Source organism: Chloroflexus sp. (assembly GCF_034434295.1).
In the GTDB taxonomy this organism is placed as follows: domain Bacteria; phylum Chloroflexota; class Chloroflexia; order Chloroflexales; family Chloroflexaceae; genus Chloroflexus.
On record NZ_DAOTZQ010000014.1, the window covers coordinates 33062 to 55603 of the forward strand.

Annotated in this window: 21 protein-coding genes; 17 read left to right on the plus strand and 4 right to left on the minus strand. The window is 54.2% G+C overall.

All coding sequences use genetic code 11. The features are described from left to right. Positions 1-283: 283 nt before the first annotated feature. The 11 genes from VAE57_RS02920 to VAE57_RS02970 all read left to right on the plus strand — a co-directional run bounded on the left by VAE57_RS02920 (position 284) and on the right by VAE57_RS02970 (position 13227). Positions 284-3673 carry a beta strand repeat-containing protein gene (locus VAE57_RS02920; RefSeq protein ID WP_322820414.1) on the plus strand — a complete coding sequence of 1130 codons (3390 nt, stop codon included), beginning with the start codon at positions 284-286 and terminating at the stop codon, positions 3671-3673. 201 nt (positions 3674-3874) lie between these two features. Further along, complete coding sequence (gene hrcA, locus VAE57_RS02925; protein WP_322820415.1) at positions 3875-4993, plus strand: heat-inducible transcriptional repressor HrcA; 1119 nt, start codon at positions 3875-3877, stop codon at positions 4991-4993. Between the two features lie 30 nt (positions 4994-5023). Next, complete coding sequence (gene grpE, locus VAE57_RS02930) at positions 5024-5623, plus strand: nucleotide exchange factor GrpE (protein WP_322820416.1); 600 nt, start codon at positions 5024-5026, stop codon at positions 5621-5623. Between the two features lie 39 nt (positions 5624-5662). Further along, on the plus strand, positions 5663-7510 hold the full coding sequence (gene dnaK, locus VAE57_RS02935) for a molecular chaperone DnaK (RefSeq protein ID WP_322820417.1): 1848 nt from the start codon (positions 5663-5665) through the stop codon (positions 7508-7510). A 64-nt stretch (positions 7511-7574) separates the two neighbouring features. Further along, positions 7575-8696 (plus strand): molecular chaperone DnaJ, encoded by a 1122-nt coding sequence (dnaJ, locus tag VAE57_RS02940; protein ID WP_322820418.1) that lies wholly within the window; start codon positions 7575-7577, stop codon positions 8694-8696. A gap of 49 nt (positions 8697-8745) precedes the next feature. Continuing rightward, entirely contained in the window at positions 8746-9504 is a 759-nt protein-coding gene (rlmB, locus tag VAE57_RS02945) for a 23S rRNA (guanosine(2251)-2'-O)-methyltransferase RlmB (RefSeq protein ID WP_322820419.1), read from the plus strand. A 209-nt stretch (positions 9505-9713) separates the two neighbouring features. Further along, positions 9714-9866 (plus strand): hypothetical protein, encoded by a 153-nt coding sequence (locus tag VAE57_RS02950; RefSeq protein WP_322820420.1) that lies wholly within the window; start codon positions 9714-9716, stop codon positions 9864-9866. A 12-nt stretch (positions 9867-9878) separates the two neighbouring features. After that, positions 9879-10529 (plus strand): N-acetyltransferase, encoded by a 651-nt coding sequence (locus VAE57_RS02955; RefSeq protein WP_322820421.1) that lies wholly within the window; start codon positions 9879-9881, stop codon positions 10527-10529. A 276-nt stretch (positions 10530-10805) separates the two neighbouring features. Continuing rightward, the gene (locus VAE57_RS02960) at positions 10806-12071 is read left to right on the plus strand and encodes a Glu/Leu/Phe/Val dehydrogenase (RefSeq protein ID WP_322820422.1); all 1266 of its coding nucleotides are present in this window, start codon (positions 10806-10808) and stop codon (positions 12069-12071) included. A 71-nt stretch (positions 12072-12142) separates the two neighbouring features. Beyond that, positions 12143-12511, plus strand: a complete 369-nt coding sequence (locus tag VAE57_RS02965; protein WP_322820423.1) for a response regulator — start codon at positions 12143-12145, stop codon at positions 12509-12511. A gap of 26 nt (positions 12512-12537) precedes the next feature. After that, the gene (locus VAE57_RS02970; RefSeq protein WP_322820424.1) at positions 12538-13227 is read left to right on the plus strand and encodes an HAD family hydrolase; all 690 of its coding nucleotides are present in this window, start codon (positions 12538-12540) and stop codon (positions 13225-13227) included. Between the two features lie 76 nt (positions 13228-13303). Here the strand turns inward: VAE57_RS02970 and VAE57_RS02975 are convergent, their stop codons facing one another. The 4 genes from VAE57_RS02975 to VAE57_RS02990 form a co-directional block, all read right to left on the minus strand. Further along, entirely contained in the window at positions 13304-13558 is a 255-nt protein-coding gene (locus VAE57_RS02975) for a hypothetical protein (RefSeq protein ID WP_322820425.1), read from the minus strand. Positions 13559-13637: 79 nt separating this feature from the next. Beyond that, positions 13638-14591, minus strand: coding sequence for a thioredoxin-disulfide reductase (gene trxB, locus VAE57_RS02980; RefSeq protein WP_322820426.1), 954 nt, complete (start codon positions 14589-14591; stop codon positions 13638-13640). Positions 14592-14708: 117 nt separating this feature from the next. Then, positions 14709-15917, minus strand: a complete 1209-nt coding sequence (locus VAE57_RS02985; protein ID WP_322820427.1) for a DUF58 domain-containing protein — start codon at positions 15915-15917, stop codon at positions 14709-14711. Between the two features lie 150 nt (positions 15918-16067). Then, positions 16068-17639, minus strand: a complete 1572-nt coding sequence (locus VAE57_RS02990) for an ATP-binding protein (protein ID WP_416208425.1) — start codon at positions 17637-17639, stop codon at positions 16068-16070. A gap of 439 nt (positions 17640-18078) precedes the next feature. On the opposite strand from VAE57_RS02990, the gene VAE57_RS02995 reads away from it, so the two are divergent. The 6 genes from VAE57_RS02995 (at position 18079) to purH (ending at position 22495) form a co-directional block, all read left to right on the plus strand. Next, positions 18079-18375, plus strand: a complete 297-nt coding sequence (locus VAE57_RS02995) for a hypothetical protein (protein ID WP_287156445.1) — start codon at positions 18079-18081, stop codon at positions 18373-18375. A 78-nt stretch (positions 18376-18453) separates the two neighbouring features. Continuing rightward, the gene (locus VAE57_RS03000) at positions 18454-18819 is read left to right on the plus strand and encodes a roadblock/LC7 domain-containing protein (RefSeq protein WP_287156446.1); all 366 of its coding nucleotides are present in this window, start codon (positions 18454-18456) and stop codon (positions 18817-18819) included. A 71-nt stretch (positions 18820-18890) separates the two neighbouring features. Beyond that, on the plus strand, positions 18891-19385 hold the full coding sequence (locus tag VAE57_RS03005) for a roadblock/LC7 domain-containing protein (RefSeq protein WP_012257927.1): 495 nt from the start codon (positions 18891-18893) through the stop codon (positions 19383-19385). A gap of 66 nt (positions 19386-19451) precedes the next feature. Then, entirely contained in the window at positions 19452-20039 is a 588-nt protein-coding gene (locus VAE57_RS03010) for a GTP-binding protein (protein ID WP_012257926.1), read from the plus strand. Between the two features lie 47 nt (positions 20040-20086). Further along, complete coding sequence (locus VAE57_RS03015) at positions 20087-20887, plus strand: DUF4388 domain-containing protein (protein WP_322820429.1); 801 nt, start codon at positions 20087-20089, stop codon at positions 20885-20887. Between the two features lie 90 nt (positions 20888-20977). Then, positions 20978-22495, plus strand: a complete 1518-nt coding sequence (purH, locus tag VAE57_RS03020; RefSeq protein ID WP_322820430.1) for a bifunctional phosphoribosylaminoimidazolecarboxamide formyltransferase/IMP cyclohydrolase — start codon at positions 20978-20980, stop codon at positions 22493-22495. The last annotated feature ends 47 nt before the right edge of the window (positions 22496-22542 follow it).

The following is a 22542-nucleotide window of genomic DNA, read 5'->3' on the forward strand; positions in this document are numbered from 1 at the left end:
CCTGTAATGCCCTCCTGATCGGTGAACTACTTCACCTGAGAGGTGCACGATAACCAGCACTTCTTCCCCACGCTTAACGACACCCTTTCCCCATTTTCATCGTCCACTACCAGCGATCCTGACCCTCAACCTGATACTGGTCTTACTTCTCACTCTGATCCAATCGCTCACTGCCACACTTCCTTCGCTTGACCCATCACCGGCACCGCCACTTTCTTACGCTCGCGCTGATAGCAACTTCTTCATCGAAAATCACGGCCAGTTTGACCCTAACGTTGTGGCAATGCTGCCTGGCCGTAATGCCCGTCTGGTAATGAGAATTGACGGCCAGCTACACCTGTCCGTCAACGACGCTCCACCACTCACCCTGTCGTTCAACGTTGCGGGGAGCCACACCGCATCCCAGGTCAACCTGCACGGGCCTCTGGCAACCGAAGTTTCATTCCTGACCGGCAACGACACCAGTCGCTGGCAGACAGGCGTACCGGTATGGGAAGCAGTACATATAACACTGACGCCGGGATTGATGCTAGAGCTGACCGTGACCGAACAACGGCTACGCATCGGCGCTATCACCGATGATCCTGCTATGCTTACTCGTATTGAGATGCAGGTGAGTGGTGGCGACGTGATTGGAATTACTGATGGTGAACTGGCTGTACAGGCCGGCAACCAACGCTTGCTGTTACCACTGCTGGAGGCGGTAACTCGCACTGGAGTACCACATCACTTGACCATCGCGCCGGTTATCGTAGCCGACGGGATTGTCAAGGCACCAATTGGCACGTCGTTCGGTAACGGTGAATACAACTCGCCAGCACCTGCGCAAACCAGTGTGGCAACGATGCTGGCGACAAGTACGTTTTTGGGTGATCCGGGTAGGAGTGGGAGTGATCTGGGTAAAGCAATTAGCGTAGATGCTAATGGTAACGTTTATGTGACGGGGCATACCGGCTCTAGTAATTTTCTAACCACATCAGGAGCATTCGACACATCCCAAAATGACAATGAATCGTTCAGAGGTAACATATACGATGATGGTGATGTTTTTGTTAGTAAGATGAGTAACGATTTAACCACTTTAGTCGCAAGTACGTTCATCGATGGTGGTGAAGGTGATACAGGTACTGCAATCACTATAGACTCACAAGGCAATGTATACGTAACAGGATGGACTGAGTCAGACAACTTTCCAGTCACTTCAGGAGTATATGATAATACCCATAGCAGTTCCGGTACTGCTGATGTTTTTATTGCAAAGCTAAATAACAACTTATCTAACCTGATTGCCAGTACTTTTATCGGCAAAGAAGGATTTGATGTCGCTAACGATATCGCTTTGGATAATCAAGGTAATGTATATGTAACTGGAATGACTGGGGCAACTGGCTTTCCAACAACGCCGGGGTCATACGATAGCAGTAGCAGTGACAATGATGCTTTTATCAGCAAGCTAAACAATAATCTGACCTCCCTAATCGCCAGTACTGTTCTGGGTGGAAGTGAACTTGATGAGGCTTTCGGCATCGTTATTGATAGCCTGGGCAATATCTATGTAGCGGGACAGACTTCCTCTGCTGACTTTCCCACGACTTCGGGTTCCTACGATACGGTGTATGATGGTGGGACACCATTCTACGGAGGAGATGGGTTTATAAGCAAACTAAGCAATGATTTGACTACCCTTAACAGTAGCACTTTCGTTGGAGGTAGCGATAGCGAATATATCTTTGACATTGTGATTGATGATCAAACCAACATCTATGTTGTGGGATCAACAATATCTGACGACTTTCCAACAACCAATGAAGCGTATGATAAATTCTACAATGGAGGTTTCAGCGATGCTTTCGTAAGCAAACTAAATAGTAACCTATCTAGTCTTTCTGCCAGCACTTTGCTTGGAGGAACTGACATAGATGAGGCTAAAACTTTAATACTAGATACTCAAAACAATATTTATGTTGCAGGAAAGACTTATTCAGCAAATTTTCCAACTACTTTAGGCGCGTATAATACAACCCAAAATGGGAGTGGCGATGGTTTCGTGAGTAAGCTGAGCAATGATCTGACTTTACTTATGATCAGTACTTTTTTGGGTGGCAGTAATGATGATGAAATAAGTAATATCACTTTAGACAATCAGAGAAATATGTACATAACAGGAGAAACTCGCTCCGACAACTTCCCAACTACCGAAGGAGTATTTGAAGTATACTACATTGGCACAGGCAACTATGCCGGTGATGCCTTCGCAAGCAAAATTAGCAGCAATCTTTCCACACTACTGGCGAGTACAATTCTCGGTGGCAGTGGTAATGATGTTGCTAATACTATTGCTATCGATGATCAAAATAACGTCTATATAGCAGGGTATACTGAAAATAAAGGTTTCCCAACTAGTTCAACATCATATGATCATACATCCAATGGCTACTTTGACGCCTTCGTAACCAAACTTAGCAGTGATCTCACCAATCTGATGGCTGGTACATTTTTAGGCGGGAGTGGTTCTGAAATAATTGATGCTATTACTCTTGACGCTCAGGGTAATGTCTACGTCGCTGGCAGAACGATATCCAACGACTTTCCATCTACAACAGGAGCATATGACACCTCGCTCGATGACACACTTGATACGTTCATCAGTAAATTAAACAGTAATTTAACTAATCTGATCGCCAGTACTTTCCTGGGTGGAAGCAATTTCGATGCTGTCAAAGACGTTGTCGTTGATAATCAAGGCAATGTTTATGTAGCAGGATATACTACATCTACAGATTTTCCAACTATCCCTGGCGCCTTCGCTACCTCGTACAATGGAGGTGTCGATTCGTTCGTGAGTAAGTTAGATGAAAACTTGAGTACTCTGGTTGCCAGCACGTTCCTGGGTGGAAGTAGCTATGATAAACCTACCGCTATCACTCTCGATAGTCAGGGATCAGTATACACTATAGGAAGCACTGACTCTAATAACTTTCCAACTGCATCCGGTGCATTTGATAGTTCCTATAATGGTATCAGTGACATCTTTATTAGCAAATTGAACAGTAATTTGACCAGCCTTGAAGCCGGTACCTTCCTCGGCGGTGAAAGTTGGGATTTCGCTTACGCGTTATTTGTTGACGCTGATGACAACCTGTATATTGCCGGCGATACCTGGTCGGCCGGATTTCCTCTCACCACCAGTGCATACGACACATCACCTAATGGTAGTAACGATGCTTTCATTCTCAAGTTCGACAACAATCTTTCTAATCCAATCACCAGTTCTCTCCTTGGTGGATCTGGAGGTGAATATGTTATCGCCATGCATGTTGACTCTCAAGGTAATGTGTTTGTGACAGGTAATACCAGTTCCACCAATTTCCCGATCACGCCGGGGGTGCCTGATGCCTCACATAATGGTGGCGATGATGTTTTTGTCAGTGTTCTTAACGATGACTTGTCGAGTTTAAGCTTCAGTACCTTCCTCGGCGGTAGTGACACTGACAGGGCTTTCGGTCTGACTGTTGATACGCAAAGCAATATCTACGTCGCGGGATGGACTGATTCTGCCGATTTCCCTACGAATAACGGAGCGTATGACCCATCATATAACGGTGCCCATGATGTATTTGTGAGTAAACTCACGCCTGGATATCTTGTCTTTCTGCCGCAGATTGTCAGGTAGCCATACGTAGCGGTGGTGTCTTTGCGCCTTGACACAACCGTTGCCCCAGACCCAAGTGCATCTCCCCCCGTGACAAGTGGCGAAACTTGTGCTATACTCTCTAACGGCGTGCATCAGATGCACGCCAACCTTTTACGTTAGAAGACTTAGCACTCTCACCTCACGAGTGCTAACCAGCGACCAGCGAGGCAGGATACAGCGATGAGCGGACCTCTGACCGAACGCCGGCAGATGATACTCAAGCTGGTCATTCAAGAGTTTGTTGATACGGCAACGCCAGTTGCCTCCGAGACGCTGGTGCGTAAATATCGCCTTCCCGTCTCCTCGGCGACTGTGCGTAATGATATGGCTGCGCTCGAAGAGTTGGGGTTTCTCACCCATCCGCATACGTCGGGCGGGCGGATTCCGACCGATGCTGGCTATCGCTTTTTTGTCGAGAATTTAATGGAGCGCACCACCCTGTCCCCCGCCGAACAGCGCATGATCCGCCACCAGTTTTATCAGGTGCGTGGGGAACTCGATCAGTGGGTACAACTGGCCTGTGCAGTGCTGGCCCGCACGGCACACAATGCCTCGGTGGCCACTGCGCCCCGCGCCGAGCAGCTCCGCTTTAAGAGCCTGGAGCTGATCGCGATCCACGAGACGATGGCGCTGGCAGTGATTGTCCTTCACGGTGGGATTGTGAAGCAACAGACGCTGCCTATCGAGCCGGGACGGACTCCCGAAGACCTGCGTCGCGCTGCCGGGCTGGTGAGCGATTTACTGGCTGATGCCACGCTCAGCCGGGCCGAGGAGCTGGCCGCTATCGCAACCTTTAATGGGGTGCCCCTGAGCGAGTTTGAACGCTCACTCGTCGATCTGGTGGTACGGGCAATGAGTGTGTTTGAAGAGCAGGCCCAGGAACAGATTTATTCCGATGGCATCCTGGAAATGCTGAGCCAGCCGGAATTTTTGCCTGCCAGTGGCCGTGATGATGCCGAGCGAGCCATTGAACGCCTGCGCCGCACGCTGGAGATTCTGAAGAGTGGTCGTGGTCTGAGTCCGCTGATCCCCCAGGCCCTCGCCTCTGGTGGCGTTCAGGTGATTATCGGTGGCGAACATGGTGAAGATGCGATGCGCGATTATAGTGTTATCCTGGCCCGCTATGGCGTTGAAGGCGCATTGGTAGGTGTGCTCGGTGTGATTGGGCCGACCCGGATGGCTTACCCACGATCAATCTCAACCGTGCGTTATATCGCGTCGCTGATGAGTAATCTGCTGGCCGATCTGTACCACGTTAATACCCGTCCTTCTGATATAGAACCTGCCGCTGAACGATAGGCGGTGTATAGTAGATAATGAGAGGAACCTATGCCAGACACTGAGGAAGTGAAACCTGAGACAACCACCGAAGCTGCTGCACCTCAGTCAGCAGACAAGGCTGTAGCCGAAACTCCTGACACGACGGTAGAGGCTGCTACGTCTGAAGCCGCTGATCCGGCAGCCGTCATTGCCGATCTGCAAAACCGCCTGGCGCAGGCCGAAGCCCAGGCTGCCGAGTACAAGGATCAGTGGATGCGAGCAGTCGCCGATTACCGCAATTTCAAGCGCCGCACCGAAACTGAACGCAGCGAGCTGGTGCGGAATGCTGGCGCAGCTCTGATCTTAAAGCTGCTGCCGGTACTCGATGATTTCGAGCGTGCTATTGCTAACATTCCACCTGACATTGCCGAAACACCGTGGTGGCAGGGCACGCAACTCATTGCCCAGAAATTGCGTACCATCCTCGAAAGTGAGGGGGTTAAGCCGATTGAGGCACTGGGGCAAGAATTTGACCCCAACCTTCACGAAGCAGTTATTTATGAAGATGCAGAGGGACAGGAAGGTAAGGTCATCGCCGAATTGCAGCGTGGTTATCTGCTTCACGATCGCGTGATCCGTCCGAGTATGGTCAAGGTAGGTCGCGGATAAAGTCACCAAAAGCCTGTGTAAGGTAAAGGGTAATTACCAATGCCAAAAGTGATTGGGATTGATTTGGGGACAACGAATTCGGTCGTTGCAGTGGTTGAAGGGGGTGATGTGGTCGTCATCCCCAACGCTGAAGGTTCGCGCCTGACCCCCTCTGTTGTTGCAATTACGAAATCTGGTGAGCGGGTTGTCGGTCAGGTTGCCCGCCGACAAGCCGTCACTAATCCTGAGAATACGATCTTCTCGGTGAAGCGGTTTATTGGCCGTAAGTTTAATGAGCCTTCGGTGCAACGCGACAAAGAGTTGGTGCCGTATCAACTCACGGCGGCTCCCAACGGCGATGTGCGCGTTTTAATGGCCGGCCGTGAGTATGCCCCGCCAGAGATTTCGGCGATGGTTTTGCAGAAGCTCAAGGCCGATGCCGAGGCATACCTCGGTGAGCCGGTAACTCAAGCGGTGATTACTGTCCCGGCTTACTTTAACGATAGCCAGCGCCAGGCGACGAAAGATGCCGGAAAGATTGCCGGCCTCGAGGTGCTGCGTATTGTGAACGAGCCAACGGCCAGTGCGCTTGCCTACGGCCTGGATAAGAAGGGCCAGGATGAGCTGGTGGTCGTCTACGATATGGGTGGCGGCACTTTCGACGTCAGTATTCTTGAGCTGAGCGAAGGTGTGATTGAGGTAAAGGCCACCAGTGGCGACACTCACCTCGGTGGGGACGATTTTGACCAGCGGATTATTGATTGGCTGGCCGATGAGTTTCAGAAAGAACACGGGATCGATTTGCGCAACGACCGGGTAGCGCTTCAGCGCCTGAAAGAAGCGGCCGAAAAGGCTAAGATGGAGCTTAGCTCGTTGATGCAGACCGAGATCAGTTTGCCGTTCATTACGGCAGATTCCAGTGGCCCGAAACATCTGAGCGCTACGCTAACCCGTTCGCGCCTCGAACAGCTCTGTGCTGATTTAATCGAGCGCAGCATGGGGCCGGTTCGCCAGGCGCTGCGTGACGCCGGTTTACAACCCAGCCAGATCGATGAGATTATTCTGGTTGGTGGTCAGACCCGGATGCCGGCAATTCAGGCCGCTGTCCGCAATTTCTTTGGCAAAGAGCCGAACCGCAGCGTGAACCCAGATGAGGTAGTAGCCATTGGTGCCGCTATCCAGGCTGGTGTACTGGGTGGTGAAGTCAAAGATATTCTGCTGCTCGATGTGACACCGTTAACGCTCGGTATTGAAACCTATGGCGGCGTTATGACGCCACTTATCGAGCGCAACACGACTATCCCAACCCGCAAGAGTCAGGTTTTTTCAACCGCTAGCGATAACCAGACCAGTGTAGAAATTCATGTCTTGCAGGGTGAACGGGCCGAAGCGCGCTATAACAAGAGTCTCGGTCGCTTTGAGTTGTCGGGTATCCCGCCAGCTCCCCGCGGTGTGCCGCAAATTGAAGTAACGTTCGATATTGACGCCAATGGGATTGTGAGCGTCAGTGCGCGTGATAAGGCAACCGGTAAGGAACAGCGGATAACAATTACTGCCTCTTCCGGTCTGTCGAAAGAAGAGATCGAGCAGATGGTGCGCGATGCCGAACTGCACGCAGAAGAGGATCGCCGCCGTCGTGAGCTGATTGCAGCACGGAATCAGGCTGATAGCATTCTGTACACTGCCGAAAAGTCGTTACGCGAAGCCGGTGACACCCTCGACCCGGCTCTGCGGAGCACTGTTGAAGAGAAGATGATGGCCCTACGCAGTGTGGTTGCCAATGATGATGAGCAGATGATTCGCAATCGAATCGCTGAACTGGCCGTTGCTCTGCAACAGATCACAGTCACGACAACGTCAAATGATGCTGCCGGCACGGTCGAAGGAGATTATGAGGTTAAAGAGTAGAGATAGCGGTAGGTCGGTACACACCGTGCTGCTCGATGGCAGCATTCGTCACGAGGAATGAATTATGACAGCGGGTGCCAAGCGCGACTACTACGAAGTGCTCGGGGTGAGCCGCAGTGCGACGCCCGACGAAATCAAGAAGGCGTTTCGCCGTCTGGCCCGTCAGTACCACCCCGATGTCAATAAATCGCCGGACGCTGAAGCGAAATTCAAGGAGATCAACGAAGCCTACGAAGTGCTCTCCGACGAGCAGAAGCGGGCAATGTATGACCGTTTCGGCCATAATCCACCCGGTTTTGGTGGTGTCGGCGCCGATCCGTTTGGCGGGGTTGATCCCTTTAGCTCGATCTTCGATGCCTTCTTCGGAGGTGCCGGTGTGGGGCGCAGCACACGTGGGCCATTACGTGGTGCCGATCTGCGCTACACGCTGCGACTCACCTTTGAAGAAGCTGTATTCGGTACCGAAAAGGAGATCGAGTTTCGCCGGCTCGAAACCTGCCCGGCGTGTCAAGGCTCTGGAGCTGAACCGGGTACAGAACCAACCCGCTGTCCCCGCTGTGGCGGTACCGGTGAGATTCGCCAGCGTGCCCCCATCTTCAATATGGTCACTGTCACCACCTGTGACACCTGTGGCGGTACTGGTTATGTCATTCCCATTCCCTGCCGTGAGTGCCGCGGTGAAGGACGGGTGCGCCAGACCCGCAAGATCACGGTGCGCGTGCCTGCCGGTGTCGATGGAACACAACAAATCCGCATCAGCGGTGAAGGTGAGGCTGGTCCCCGCGATGGGCCACCCGGCAACCTGTATGTCGCCCTTGATATTCAGCCTCATCCCATCTTCGAGCGTGATGGCAACGATATTATCCTCAATCTGACCGTGAATGTCGCTCAGGCGGCACTCGGCGGGGAGGTGAGTGTGCCGACTCTCGAAGGAAGTGAGCGGTTGCACCTCCCGCCCGGAACCCAACACGGACAGACGTTTCGCCTGCGCGGCAAAGGTGTACCCTATCTCCGCCAACAAGGGCGCGGCGATCAGATTGTGGTGATCCGGGTAGACATCCCTACCAAATTGACCGAGCAACAGCGACGTTTGTTCCAGGAATTAGCCCAAACCTTCACCCCCTCCGGTGATGATCATCACGATGAAGGGTTTTTCGGGCGCATCAAAGATGCCTTTGGTCTGTAGACCCTTGCTGGTGTGGTAAACACCGGCACATAGCTTGAGAGAGTTGATTATGGCAACCGAGTTGCTATACGGACGCAACGCGGTACGTGAGTCTCTTCGCGCCCGCCGTCGCGTATTCCACCGTTTGTATGTCTCGCAAAGTGTGCAGGAAAGCGGTATTATCGCTGAAATCATCAATCTGGCTCAACAGGCCGGGGTGCCGGTTGAACGAATCGAACGTCAGACCCTCGACCGCCGACTACGTGATGCCAATCATCAAGGGGTCATGTTAGAGACCGGACCGTACCCTTACGTTGAACTCGATACCTGTCTCGATGCCGCTGCCGAACGCCGAGAGGCAGCATTACTCTTGTTGCTCGACCATCTGCAAGACCCGCAGAATATCGGCACCCTGCTCCGCACTGCCGAAGCGGTAGGATGCCACGGCGTGGTCATTCCCGGTCGGCGTGCTGCCGAGATCACACCGGCAGTCGTTAACGCCAGTAGCGGTGCTGTAGAGTACTTGCGTGTCGCTATGGTGACAAACCTCAATCAGACTATCGAAGAGTTGCAGCACGCCGGCATTTGGGTGGTCGGTCTCGAACAAGATGAACAGGCCCAGGATATTGATGCCGTTGACCTCGATCTCCCGCTGGCCCTGGTCATCGGCGCGGAAGGCACCGGTATCGCCCGCCTGGTACGGGAACGGTGCGACTTTTTAGTTCGCTTGCCGATAGTCGGTCAGGTTGGCTCACTCAATGCGGCTATCGCTGGCAGCATCGCCATCTATCACGCCTGGCGACAACGCCATCGCCCGGTTACCGATTAGATAGTGGACACCACAACGTAGCACTGACTTCAGCCTGCGCCATACATACGGCAAACCCAGCGCATAGATGGCAGGGGAAAAACTCACGTAGTCCATACTTGACGCCACGCAACCTGTGCATCGACATCAATCCGTTGGCTCTCTGCATTCTGGCTTGAATCCCGGTCAGGTCTGCGCTAGAATATGCAACGAAAGGCAAAGGAGGATATATGCGTTGGTTCTTAATAGCTGCCCTCGGCGCAGCAGTGGGATATATCGTACTTTTGCAGCGTAAACTGGCAGCCGCCGAGCGACGTGGAGACATGTATCGCGATATTGCACAGCGGCTGGAACTTCAGCTTGCCGGCTTGAAAGCATCTTGATCCTGTGTGCGCATGTACGCCACGATACCGCCACAAGCTGGCACCTCGGCCAGTGATATTACGATTCGTCCGGCACGCCTGAGCGATATTGATGCAATTGTTGCCTTGCATCGAGAAGCGTTTGCCGACACCTTTGGCGCAGCATTCGGCCCCCAGGGGAGCGAACGCGGTGCGCGTGCGCTGGCTACCGGGTGGCGACGGCAAGGGCCAGCAGCCCTGCGTGGGATGTTCGTGGCTGAGTATGCTGATCACATTATCGGCACCATTAGCCTGCGCACCCGCGACATGGTAGCCGGTAGCGGTGGTTTCGCTGAGTCGGCATTCTTCGAGATACTGGGATGGTGGGGCGCACTCCGCTCACTCTTCGCACTGTCACTGCTCGACCACCAGATCGGCTATGGCGAAGGGTTTATCGCCGATGTCGCCGTAACACCCGCCTGGCGACGACGCGGTGTAGCCCGCACATTGCTACAATACGCCGAAGAAGAGGCACGTGCCCGCTCACTGACCTACCTCGGTCTTTACGTCCGCGAAACGAATCAAGCCGCTCGCACGTTGTACGAGCGGCTGGGCTTTCAGGCAATGCATGTTCGCCATTCGTTCTTCGGACGACTGTTCTTCGGGCAGAGTGGATGGCTGTATATGCGTAAAGAACTCTCGTGATACCGGTGCGTACAGGTAGCTACCGGGCATCTATCGGCGAACGTGAAAGACACCCTGGATTAGACCGGCTTTCATCAGAAACATCATATCTGGTATAATCAGGAGCGCTTGCCAACGGCGAGCGGTTTAGCCTTCGCATGTCTTGCATAACAGGCTCGCGAATGGCCGCAACACGTGTGAGCCGGTAGTAACCCTTATCGTCTCCAAGGGCGATAGAGTCATAAACAATATGAAGCACAGGTCACAACGAATTGCATCAATGAAGAGGAAAAGACAATGACGTCTCACCAGATTAATCCGTTCCACGTCGCTCAACGACAGTTCGATCAGGCCGCCGAGATGCTGAATTTGCCCGATGATATTCGCGCTATTCTGCGTGTACCGCAGCGGGAGCTGACGGTCAACTTCCCGGTGCAGATGGACGATGGTACCACTCAGGTCTTCACCGGTTATCGGGTACAACACAATCTGAGCCGTGGCCCGGTAAAGGGCGGTATCCGCTACCATCCCAGCGTTGATATCGATGAAGTGCGGGCACTGGCGATGTGGATGACCTGGAAATGTGCGCTGGTAAACATTCCCTACGGCGGTGCGAAGGGCGGGGTGATCGTCGATCCCAAACGACTGTCAATCGGCGAACTGGAACGACTGACCCGACGTTTTGCCACTGAAATCAGCATCCTGCTCGGCCCAGAAAAAGATATTCCTGCGCCCGATGTTGGCACCAATGCCCAGGTAATGGCCTGGATTATGGACACGATTTCGATGCATCGCGGCTACACTGTACCTGCTGTCATCACCGGCAAGCCGGTCAATGTTGGTGGCTCGTTAGGCCGGGTAGAGGCAACCGGGCGCGGCGTGATGCTGATGGTTCGCGAAATGGCGCGTAAACTCGACTGGCCACTCGAAGGATTGCGTATCGTTGTGCAAGGGTTTGGCAACGTCGGTAGTACAGCGGCGTATCTGCTGCATCAACTCGGTTGTAAGATTATCGGGGTTGCTGACGCCTCTGGCGGTTACTACTGTGCCCACGGGCTTGACATTCCAGCGATGCGGACGTACACCGACCGCCAGTCGTTCCATTTGCTTGAGGGGTACCAGGCACCTGGTATAGAACGTATCAGCGGGAGCGAATTACTCGAATTGGAGTGTGATGTCCTGATCCCGGCAGCGCTCGAAAACCAGATTACCGGGAATAATGCCGAACGCATCCGCACCAAACTCATTGTGGAAGGGGCAAACGGGCCGACAACTCCCGACGCTGATGCCATTCTCGGTGAACGGGGGATCATCATCGTACCCGACATTCTGGCTAACGCCGGTGGGGTGATTGTCTCCTATTTCGAGTGGGTGCAGGGACTGCAAGAGTTTTTCTGGGACGAACAAGACATCAACGAGAAACTGGAACGCATTATTGTCGGTGCATTTGATCAGGTGTACGCAATGGCTACCCAACGCCAGATTCCGCTCCGTCTCGCCGCGTATCTCCTGGCGGTACAGCGGGTGGCCGATGCCAACACGACGCGCGGAGTCTATCCATAAAGCAACGTGGGTGGTGCAATGAGGGGTGCCGGCACTATCGAACCCTCATTGCACCACAACGGGAGAGAATCATGCAGATCGTGCTCGTCGAAGATAATCTGCTGATGCAGCAGTTATTCGCTATCTTTCTCCGTGGGCACGGCTTCGAGGTCACAGTTGCCGCTACCGGGGCAGCCGCACTGGCTGCCCCGATCTCGCTGCCGGCCCTTTTTATGATAGATCTGCGTCTGCCGGATTGTAACGGATTTGAGCTGCTGCAACAGTTGCGCACTCATCCAACACTGAGGCAATGCCCGGCTATTGCCCTGAGTGGTCTCGGCGAGGGTGATCGGCGTGCGGCTATAGCGGCAGGCTTTGATCGCTTCCTGACCAAACCAACCGACTTAGATGAGTTATTACAAACGATCACCGAATTAATCGGAAATAATCCATCCCGCTGAATCCACGATCACCGATGAGAGTCACAATGAGACGGTTATTGCTGTGGGATATCGACGGTACCTTGCTTTCGACGGATGGTATTGCCGCGAATGCTATGCGTACCGCATTGCGGCAACTGGTTGGCCCACATGTGCGGATCGAACGCACCTCATACGCCGGTAAAACCGACTGGCAGATTATCCGCGAGAGTCTCCCTTCAGTGGACGAAGCCACCATTCAGTCACGTTTGCAAGAGTTTATTGCCCTGTACACCGCCGAACTCACCGCCCAACGGGAAGCGTTGATTGCACGCTCCACCGTGTTTGCCGGTGTGGTGGAAGCGTTGCATGCTCTTTCGAGCCACGCTTATCAGGCGCCCCTGACCGGCAACGTCGCTTCGGCGGCCCGGATCAAGCTAGAGTGTACTGGCCTTCTTCGCTGGCTTGATGTCGAAGCCGGTGCTTATGGCGACGATCACTTTGACCGTTTGGCGCTCCCGCCGATTGCCGCAGGGCGAGCAAGTGAGCGGTATCGCTATGCATTCTCGCCAGCGGACGTGGTGATTATCGGCGACACGCCGCGTGACATTGCCTGTGGCCGGTCATTCGGTGCGCGGACAGTGGCAGTCGCTACCGGACCGTTCAGCATGGCAGAGCTGGCCGAATACAGCCCGGATGTCCTGCTGCCCGATCTGCGCGACACCGTTGCTATCATAGACGCGGTATTGGGTAATTAAGGGCAACATAAAGACTGAGGGAAGGCTGCCAATAACCAAATCCGCCTTCCCTCCCCTGCGAGCCAGCAGTCAAATCTTACAATGCGCGTGGCCCGCCGTGCAATTCTTCAACCAGATGCGCTCGTGCTTCAACCACACTCATTTGCGTTGAAGCATAGAGTGATGCCGCTCGCATAATCGCTTTGGCCTGATCGGCGGGCATCGTGCGCACCTGTTCGAGAGTCAACCCTTGACTGCGTAGATATTCCAGAATGTAGGCCTGCTCGAGGTGCTCGAAACCTTCCCGTGCGCCAGCATCAACCAGCTCATCGTTGTTGGGTGTCGCTGTCATAGGCACCTCCTTTGCTGCTATCGTAGCCTTATTATAGCGACACCTTTCCCCCCTGTGAAGAGATAAATTCAAAACCAGGTCAGGCAACTGACACCTTTGCCTTCGAGCGGGCATGCTCTTGCTCGGCCAGATACCAGGTCGCCTCCATAGCTGCCCGGCAGCCATCGCCGGCAGCCGTAACGGCCTGTCGATAGATATGATCGGTCACATCACCCGCAGCAAAGATGCCGGGAATGTTGGTACGGGTACGACCATCGGTCACGATATACCCACCCTCATCCAGCTCAAGGATGCCACGGAACAAATCAGTATTGGGCACGTGTCCGATATACGGAAACACTCCATCAGTCGGTAATTCACTCACCTCACCGGTCTGCACATTACGCAAGGTAACAGACTCAACCTTATCATTGCCATTGATCGCAACCACAACTGAATTCCAGACAAAACGCACTTTTGGATTGCTAAATGCGCGCTCCTGTAAAATTGGATCGGTGCGCAGTGCATCACGGCGATGGACAATCACTAATTCATCCACATACCGGGTCAAGAACAAACCCTCATCAAGTGCACTGTTTCCGCCACCAACAACAACGACCTTCTTGCCTCGGAAGAAAAAGCCATCGCAGGTAGCACAATAGCTGACGCCGCGATTGGCCAGTTCTTCTTCACCCGGTACGCCGAGTTTGCGCGGCGAGGCGCCGGTGCTGACGATAATCGCATCGGCAGTAACCGTCTGCCCGCTATCGGTATGAATGGTAAAGGGACGCTGGGCAACCTCTACCTTCGTCACCAGCGAGTCGAGAAATTGGGCACCGAAACGGGCCGCCTGTTTTTCCATCGCCTCGGCCAGCTCGAAACCACCAATCCCATCAACAAAACCAGGATAATTTTCAACTTCACTGGTCGTGGCAATTAAGCCACCCGGTTGCAGGCCACGAATAACCAGTGGTTCAAGATTCGCCCGTGCAGCGTAGAGCGCCGCTGTCAGGCCAGCCGGGCCAGAGCCAATAATAACGACTTTGTGATGCATATCAACCATCTCCTTGCAACAGCATCATTCACACAATAATCTCACTGTGCGACGCTTTTATCGCCGCCAGCAAGAAGGAGTATAACATGGTCGAAGCGTGCCTGTCTGTAATCCAGATTACCCCCCTGGGGTATAGGATGGAGAAATCGCGTCTGGTTCTTCGATTCGTCGCGGTGTCCAATGGGTCTGAACACCGGGTATCGCTGGGGGTGGCTGATCACCGCAGAAGAGCCAGACCACCCGGAAACCGAGTTCTCGCAGGCGTAGCAATGCTGCGCGTATCGGATCGGAGGCAACTGCACCGATTAACACGATGGTGGCACCAGGATGCAGTTCCGGCGTCATCAGCCGTAGCAGACGGGCACCGGGTAAGACTGAGTAAGCCGTCAGCCGCGCCAGGGTCTCCATAATCTGGGCGAGCTGGTGCGGACTGCGGCCCGGCGGCAACCGTACCAGATGCTCATCTTCGACCGGTGCGCCGTTGACGTACAGCCCAACCGCATGACCGGCACCGATACTGTGTTGAGCCAGCGTGGCCGTAACACTGATCAGATGCTCAACCAGATCGGGATCAATACCCTGAAAGTAGAACTCAAATGTATCGAGATCGAGCACTAAAGCCAGGACATGGGATGTCGTCGGCTCGTACACCCGAGTTTGTAACGTCCCGGTACGGGCAGTCGCCGCCCAATGTACATCTTTTAGCGGGTCTGACGGCGCGTAATCACGCACACCAACCACCCGTAGGGGATCGCGGAGCAGGGCCGATGCCCGCATCAAACCCAGCGGATCACGTGCAGGCAGGCCAAGATCGGCCAGACTGAAGAGCCGGGGGTACACCAATAGAGAGACATCGGCGGCAAATGTCGCATCGCTACGAAAAAGACCAAAGGGATCGCCACTCTGAGCCTGCGCCGGCCCAAACCGAAACGTTCCCCGTCGATCACAGCGTAGCCGATAACGCCAGATCACCCGCTCGTACCAGCGCAGGCCGGTGCTGCGTCGGATCAGGCTACTCTGCCGACTCCCACTGAAGATCACCGGTGCATCAATGACCGTCACACCACTGGGGATAGCATCGAAGATGTGAAGCTGAGCCAGCGGTAAAAGTTTACGGTTGGTCACCGTAATCGTGAGGATCACCTCATCCCCAGGAAACGCCCGCAGATGGCTCAATGCACGTCGATATTCCACGCGCTGCAAAGCCCACCGCTGCCAGAGACGTGCTACCCCAATACTCACCAGCACCGTTGCCACCAGCAGGGCCAATGCCGCCTGACGAAAAATCAGAGCCAGTATCAGCAAGATCAGGAGTGAGGGCACCATACGCACATACACCCGGCGCAACATGACGATCCAAGAATCATCGGCAGCCGATGACCACCTGGGTTATCGTCAGTTCAACATACGTTCATCCGTCGCAGCTTTCCGTAATAAACCCAACCCACAATCGCAAACCGACACCCGAACAGATCACTATTCGCCGGGCAATTGCCGTCGACTAAGGGGGATGGTAAAGAAGAATCGCGACCCACGACCAACCTGACTCTCCACCCAAATCCGACCGCCATGCTCCTCAACAATCGCACGGGTAATAAACAACCCCAGCCCACTACCGGGTTGATCGCGGCGTAGTCGTGTATCAACCCGATAAAAGCGCTCGAAGATCAGGTCTTGCTCTTCTGGGGGAATACCGATACCCTGATCCGACACATAGACAATGGCCATATCGCCCTCGGCACGGGCGCCAATGCGAATAACCCCCCCGTTCGGACTATACTTCACAGCATTCTCGATCAGATTGGTCAACACCTGCCGCATCCGTTCATAATCGGCATAGACCGGGGGCAGATCATCAGGCACGCGGATTTCAAATTCAATCCGTTCGCCAACCTGTGCCGCAAAACGGTGCACAACATCTGATACCAGCAGATGGAGCGCCACATCACTCCGTTCCAGCCGCAGACCACCGGCAGCGACGCGTGACACATCGAGCAAATCCTGAATCTGACGGGCCAGACGGTCGGCCTCTTCACCGATCACCTGTAACGCTTCACGATACTGCTCAACCGTAAATTGCCCATCGGGGCGCAGCATTGTCTCGGCAAACCCCTTGATGATACTCACCGGTGTACGTAACTCGTGGGAAATAACCGAAATAAAAGTATTCTGGCGCTCCTCCTCCATCTTTTGCGCCGTAATATCGCGGACATTGGCAATTGCACTTAGAAGTTGACCATGACTACCGCGTTGCGGGGCATAACGATTCTGAATAAACAGCTCGCGGCCATCGTGCGTGGTAATCCAGCCTTCCACCACCGGATTGGCAAGGTCGGGCTGGCGCTGCAACGGACACTCGTTCAGACAGATATTCACTCCGTGCGCATTGCGAATACCGAGCACCTCGGCGCAAGGGCGACCAATCGCCTCTTCGCGCGACCAGCCGGTCAGTTGTTCCATCGTATGGTTAAATGTTGTAATGCGCCAGCGCCCATCAATAATCATCACTCCATCAGCCGACTGCTCAATCAAAGCATTTAAATGTTGTTTCTCGCGCAACACACTCTGAAACAGACGGGCATTACCAACGGCAATTGCCGCCTGATCGGCAAAATCCTGCAGAATCTGACGGTCATCGGCAGAAAAAGCTACATTGAGTGCTGCGCGGAAGACATAAATCACTCCGAGCGGCGTATCACGTACCGTCAACGGCAACGCAATCATCTGGCGGAGAGGGATGCCGGCATCAAGCGAAACATCACGAAGCACCTGTGGGCCATAGCGACCGAGATCGGCAATCGGGATGCGAAGCAACGGGGCAAAGGCTGGCCAGAGTTCACGGGGCAACTGAGCCGAAGCGCGAATGCGCAGAACACCATCCTCTTCGTCAAACAACGCAATAAAGCCTAGCGTGCCGGCTAGCAGCTCAACCGCATAGGTAATCACCAGATTCAGCACACTACCCAAGTCAAGCTGTGCAGTGAGCGCCCGGCTGATCTGGAGCAAATATTCACGCTGGCGGAGGCGAAGATCGGTCATTTGGCTCATTGTACCATAGAACCGGCAAAAGAACGATGATGATTATACTCACATGTGTAAACATTTACACCATATCAAACCGATCTACAAGACCATTGTCAAACATTCTACTCCGACAAAGACCCGGTCAGAGTCCATGGCTGACGATTGATCTTCATCCCATGCGACCGACCACCAGATACACCCCAGCAACACCTCTGAAACAAGCGGTTACTATTTACACAACGACTCGACAATAGCAATAACACGTGGTATGATGATAAAAGATTACACTGTGAACCAACACCATTACGACGAAATCCCTCACCAGACAGGTATCGGCAGCGCCGTGGATGGTAACAGGCGGCAAGGATACAGAAAAGCCTGTTTCTGGTAACGGGTACAGTAATCAGAAACAGACCTGTACCGGGCAGGCAAATGTCCGCCAGTTTGTGGCGAGGAGATCGGCATGAAGGTAAATCTGAGCAGCAAACGTGCCCAGAAGCTGATTCGTGAACACAGACTGACTCCCGAAGAGATTCAGCAGATCGTTGCGGCAGCCAGGATCAATCTCGCCACCTTTGATCCCGACTACCGGGCCAACGTCACCCAAATTGCCGACGAATTACAAAAAAGCCGGCCAACCATCTATGGTTGGGCTGATCGAGCACTGGCGGCAACCATCCATTCATTGCGCAACATTCGCACCGGACGACCGCCGAAAGATCGAGAGCGGAATAATCTGAGTGGTGATATTGGGTCCTAAATGGAAACGGATTGGTTCAACGACCGTGTATAATAGATACCAGTGCGCAGATGAGTTCCGGCGCAAGAGCGAGGCAGCATGAGCAGTGAGCTGAAAGAGCTTCTAACCCGATTTCGCATGGTCGAGAGTGTCGAAGCCGCCGCCGTGGTGGCAACCGACGGCCTGTTGATCGAGAGCATCGCCCGACCCGGTGTCGATATCGACGCCATCGGTGCGGTTGCTTCAAACGGTCTGGCGATGGCTGACGCCCTGGGGCGTGAAGTCGCCAAAGGTGGCACGGTACAGGCAGTCCTCGAATACGAAGACGGTCTGGTCATCATCGAACCGATCAGCAGCGACGCCATGCTCTTGCTGCTCACTAATTCCCGTGACGATCTCGGTTTGCTGCGGTTTCTCGCTGCCAAACATCGTGACGAGATGATCGATGCGCTCAGCGCAATCTAGCAGTGGTATGTTATAATTTTGGAAAGTAACGCATCGACACCCGCCACTCTCAGACGTGAAGGTAGGCTGCGATGGATCCTCAGTTGACAAGTATCATCGTGCCCTCGGAAGAGATCGCTCATATTGAAGAGTGTCTCTCCCGCCTGGTGGAAGACACCGGCAGCGACTATGCCCTGCTCCTCGACAAAAGTGGTCAGGTCATCTCCTCGAAAGGTGATGGCGACCGGCAAGACATTACTGCCCTTGGCGCCCTAATTGCCGGCGTCTTTGCTTCCTCGCGGGAAGTGGCCAAACTTTTGCGCGAACGTGACTTTCGTGCTTCCTTCCAGCAAGGTGTGCGCGAAAATATCTTCATCGCCCTGATCGAAGAGCAGTGGATTTTGTGTATCATCTTCAACAAGGGCACCCACATTGGCCTGGTGAAGGTCCTTACTAAGAAGGCAACCGATGAACTGGCTGCCGTGCTTGAACGGGTACGTCAGCAACACAAAGCCCGTGATGAAGTGCTCGGTTCGGCTTTCCGTACATCGATGGAAGATACCATTGATCTGCTGTTCCGCGATTAACCGCGCTTCTACCCTGCTGATTGGTCGCGTCGGTGCCTGGCGCCGACCGGCTTCGCGAGAGAATCTATGGCTCTGATCAATGTCGCTGCACGTGAAATACATTGTAAGATCGTTTACTACGGCCCTGGGATGTGCGGCAAAACGACGAATTTGCAGTACATCCACAGTCAGGTACCTAAAGAGGTCAAAGGCGATCTGCTCTCGATTGCCACCGAAACTGAACGCACCCTCTTCTTTGACTTTCTGCCCCTTGATCTAGGTAAGGTGCGCGGTTTCCAGACCCGTTTTCATCTGTATACTGTGCCCGGCCAGGTCCTGTACGAACGTACCCGGGTTGCCGTTCTTAACGGGGCCGATGGTGTGGTCTTCGTTGCCGACTCACATAAGAATAAGATGCAGGAAAACATCAATAGCCTGCGTGAGTTGGCCCAAAATATTACCCGTCAGAACAAACGCTTCGCCGATTTCCCGATTGTGTTACAGTATAACAAGCGAGATCTGCCGCCTGATGTCCTGGCTCCGGTGGCAATGATGGATCACTTCCTGGGTGTGACTAAGATGAATTGGCCGCGGATCGAGGCTATCGCAACTAAGGGTGTGGGGGTCTTCGAGACGTTGCGGGCGATTAGTCGGGTCGTGATTAGTAAGCTGTAATGTTGCCAGGGCAATATTACAAACGCGAGACAAGGTGAGGGACAGCTATGGCGCTGGCAGGCGATTTGAGCGAGTTTTCGCTCACTGACCTCATCCAGTTGTTGCAACTGAGTAAGAAGACCGGCGGTGTTGAGATTGATGGCCGGCGAGGAACCCAGAAGCTGACCGGATGGATCTTCTTCCGCGATGGAAAAATTGTTGATGCGAAACTGCCCGGTCTGGAGCCACTGGAAGCAGTGTATACATTTTTTACGGTCACAAGCGGGCCGTTTCGCTTTCACGAGGGTGTGACATCGCCCCAGACGACAATTACGGCCAGTAATGAGTCGATTATTATGGAGGGTGTCCATCGCCAGGAGACGTGGTCACAGCAGCAGGCAACAACTCCTACGCTGGCGATGGTGCCACGCCTGGTACCCAATCCGGCTTCAGGTACCGTTGAGATCAGTCTCAACGCTGAAGAGTGGCGCGTCCTTACCATGATCAACGGTAAGCATACAGTTGGTCAGATTGCCCAACGCAGCGGTCTTGGTGAGGCCCGTACCTGTGAGATCATTGCCAAACTGATGCAGAGTGGTCTGATCGAGCGCCGTGAAGCTGCTGCTGGTGAATCGCTCGCACCAGAATTTGAGCAGATCGCTGCCGGGTATCTCGGTGCTGGCGCAAATGTGTTACTTCAGGAAGCCTATCGCATCGCCGGGGTCATTGACCCTTCACGCGCCTCTGCCGCCGAGATGCTGGCAGCGGCCGATGCCTTTGAAGCTGAAGCCCGCCGTCTCATTGGGGCCGACCGGGCCAGTCAGGCTGCTGCCCAGTTGCGCGAACGGGCCCGTGAGTTGCTCGTTTGATCTGTGGTACAATGAGGCTATGCGACCCTGCCCGTCGCTGCGGGCAGGGTTTCGCTTTGGGTTGTTTCTGTGATTGGTGAGGAGCGTGTTGTGCGCGCATTGATGAGCGTCTACGATAAGACGGGGATTGTCGAGTTTGCCCAGGCTCTCCACAATCTTGGTGTTGAGATTATCTCGACCGGTCAGACCCAACGCGTACTACGTGAGGCAGGTATCCCCGCTCTGGCTGTCAGTGAGGTCACCGGTTTTCCCGAAATTCTTGATGGCCGGGTGAAAACGCTTCATCCTGCCATTCACGCCGGCTTGCTGGCGCGCCGTGATGTGCCGTCCCACATGGCCGAACTGGCTGCCCATAATCTACAACCGATTGATCTGGTCGTAGTTAACCTCTACCCCTTCGCCGCTACTATTGCCCGCCCCGACGTGACGATGGCTGAAGCCCAAGAGCAGATTGACATCGGCGGTGTTGCGTTGCTACGGGCAGCGGCCAAGAATTTCCCGGCAGTGCTGGTGCTGGTCGATCCGTCCGATTATGCCGGCATTCTCGATGGCCTACGCGCCGGCGATGTGCCATTGAGCGAACGACAGCGCCTGGCCGCGAAGGCGTTTGCCCACACCGCCGAGTACGATGCGACCATTGCCGCCTATCTCCGCACAGAACCACTGCCTGATGTGCTGCCGCTGGCCTGGCGAAAATATCAGCCTCTTCGCTATGGCGAAAATCCTCACCAGGCGGCTGCCCTGTACGGTGATTTTGGGACGTTCTTCCATCAGTTGCACGGTAAAGAGCTAAGTTATAACAATATTCTTGATACCGCAGCCGCGCAGGAGTTGATTGAAGAGTTTCCTGCGGCTGAAGCGGCTGCTGTTGCCATTATTAAACATACCAATCCGTGTGGTGTAGCTATCGCTGCCGATCTCCGTAATGCCTGGGAAGCAGCATTTGCCACCGACCGCGAAGCTCCGTTCGGTGGCATTATTGCAGTCAACCGACCGGTCGATATCGCGTTTGCCGAAGCGGTAGATGAAATCTTCTCGGAAATCATCATCGCACCCGATTTTGCCCCCGATGCCCTGGCCTTGCTCCGCCGCAAGAAGAATCGGCGGCTGCTCCAAAGCGTGCGCCCAATCACCGGTGCTGATCGCTGGCAATTGCGGAGTGTTCCCGGCGGTGTGTTGGTGCAAGAACCTGATCATGCTCCTCTGGCTGCTGAAGAGTGGCGTGTCGTTACCAAACGGGCCCCAACCGATGCTGAAGCCGCGGCGCTCCGCTTCGCCTGGCGCGTGGTAAAACACGTGAAGTCGAATGCTATTGTGTATGCAGCGCATGACCGTACTCTTGGCATCGGAGCCGGCCAGATGAGCCGGGTAGATAGCTCACGCCTGGCGGTTTGGAAAGCACAGCAGGCCGGGATCGATCTACGGGGCAGTGTGGTGGCAAGCGATGCGCTCTTTCCCTTTGCCGATGGTGTTGAAGCGGCCATTGCTGCCGGTGCCACGGCCATTATTCAGCCCGGTGGCTCGGTACGCGACGAAGAGGTGATCGCTGCGGCTGATGCCGCCGGTGCGGCGATGGTCTTTACCGGACGCCGCCATTTCCGCCATTAGATACACTGACAACTGTTACATTGCGGCCTTACAGAATATAAGGGAGG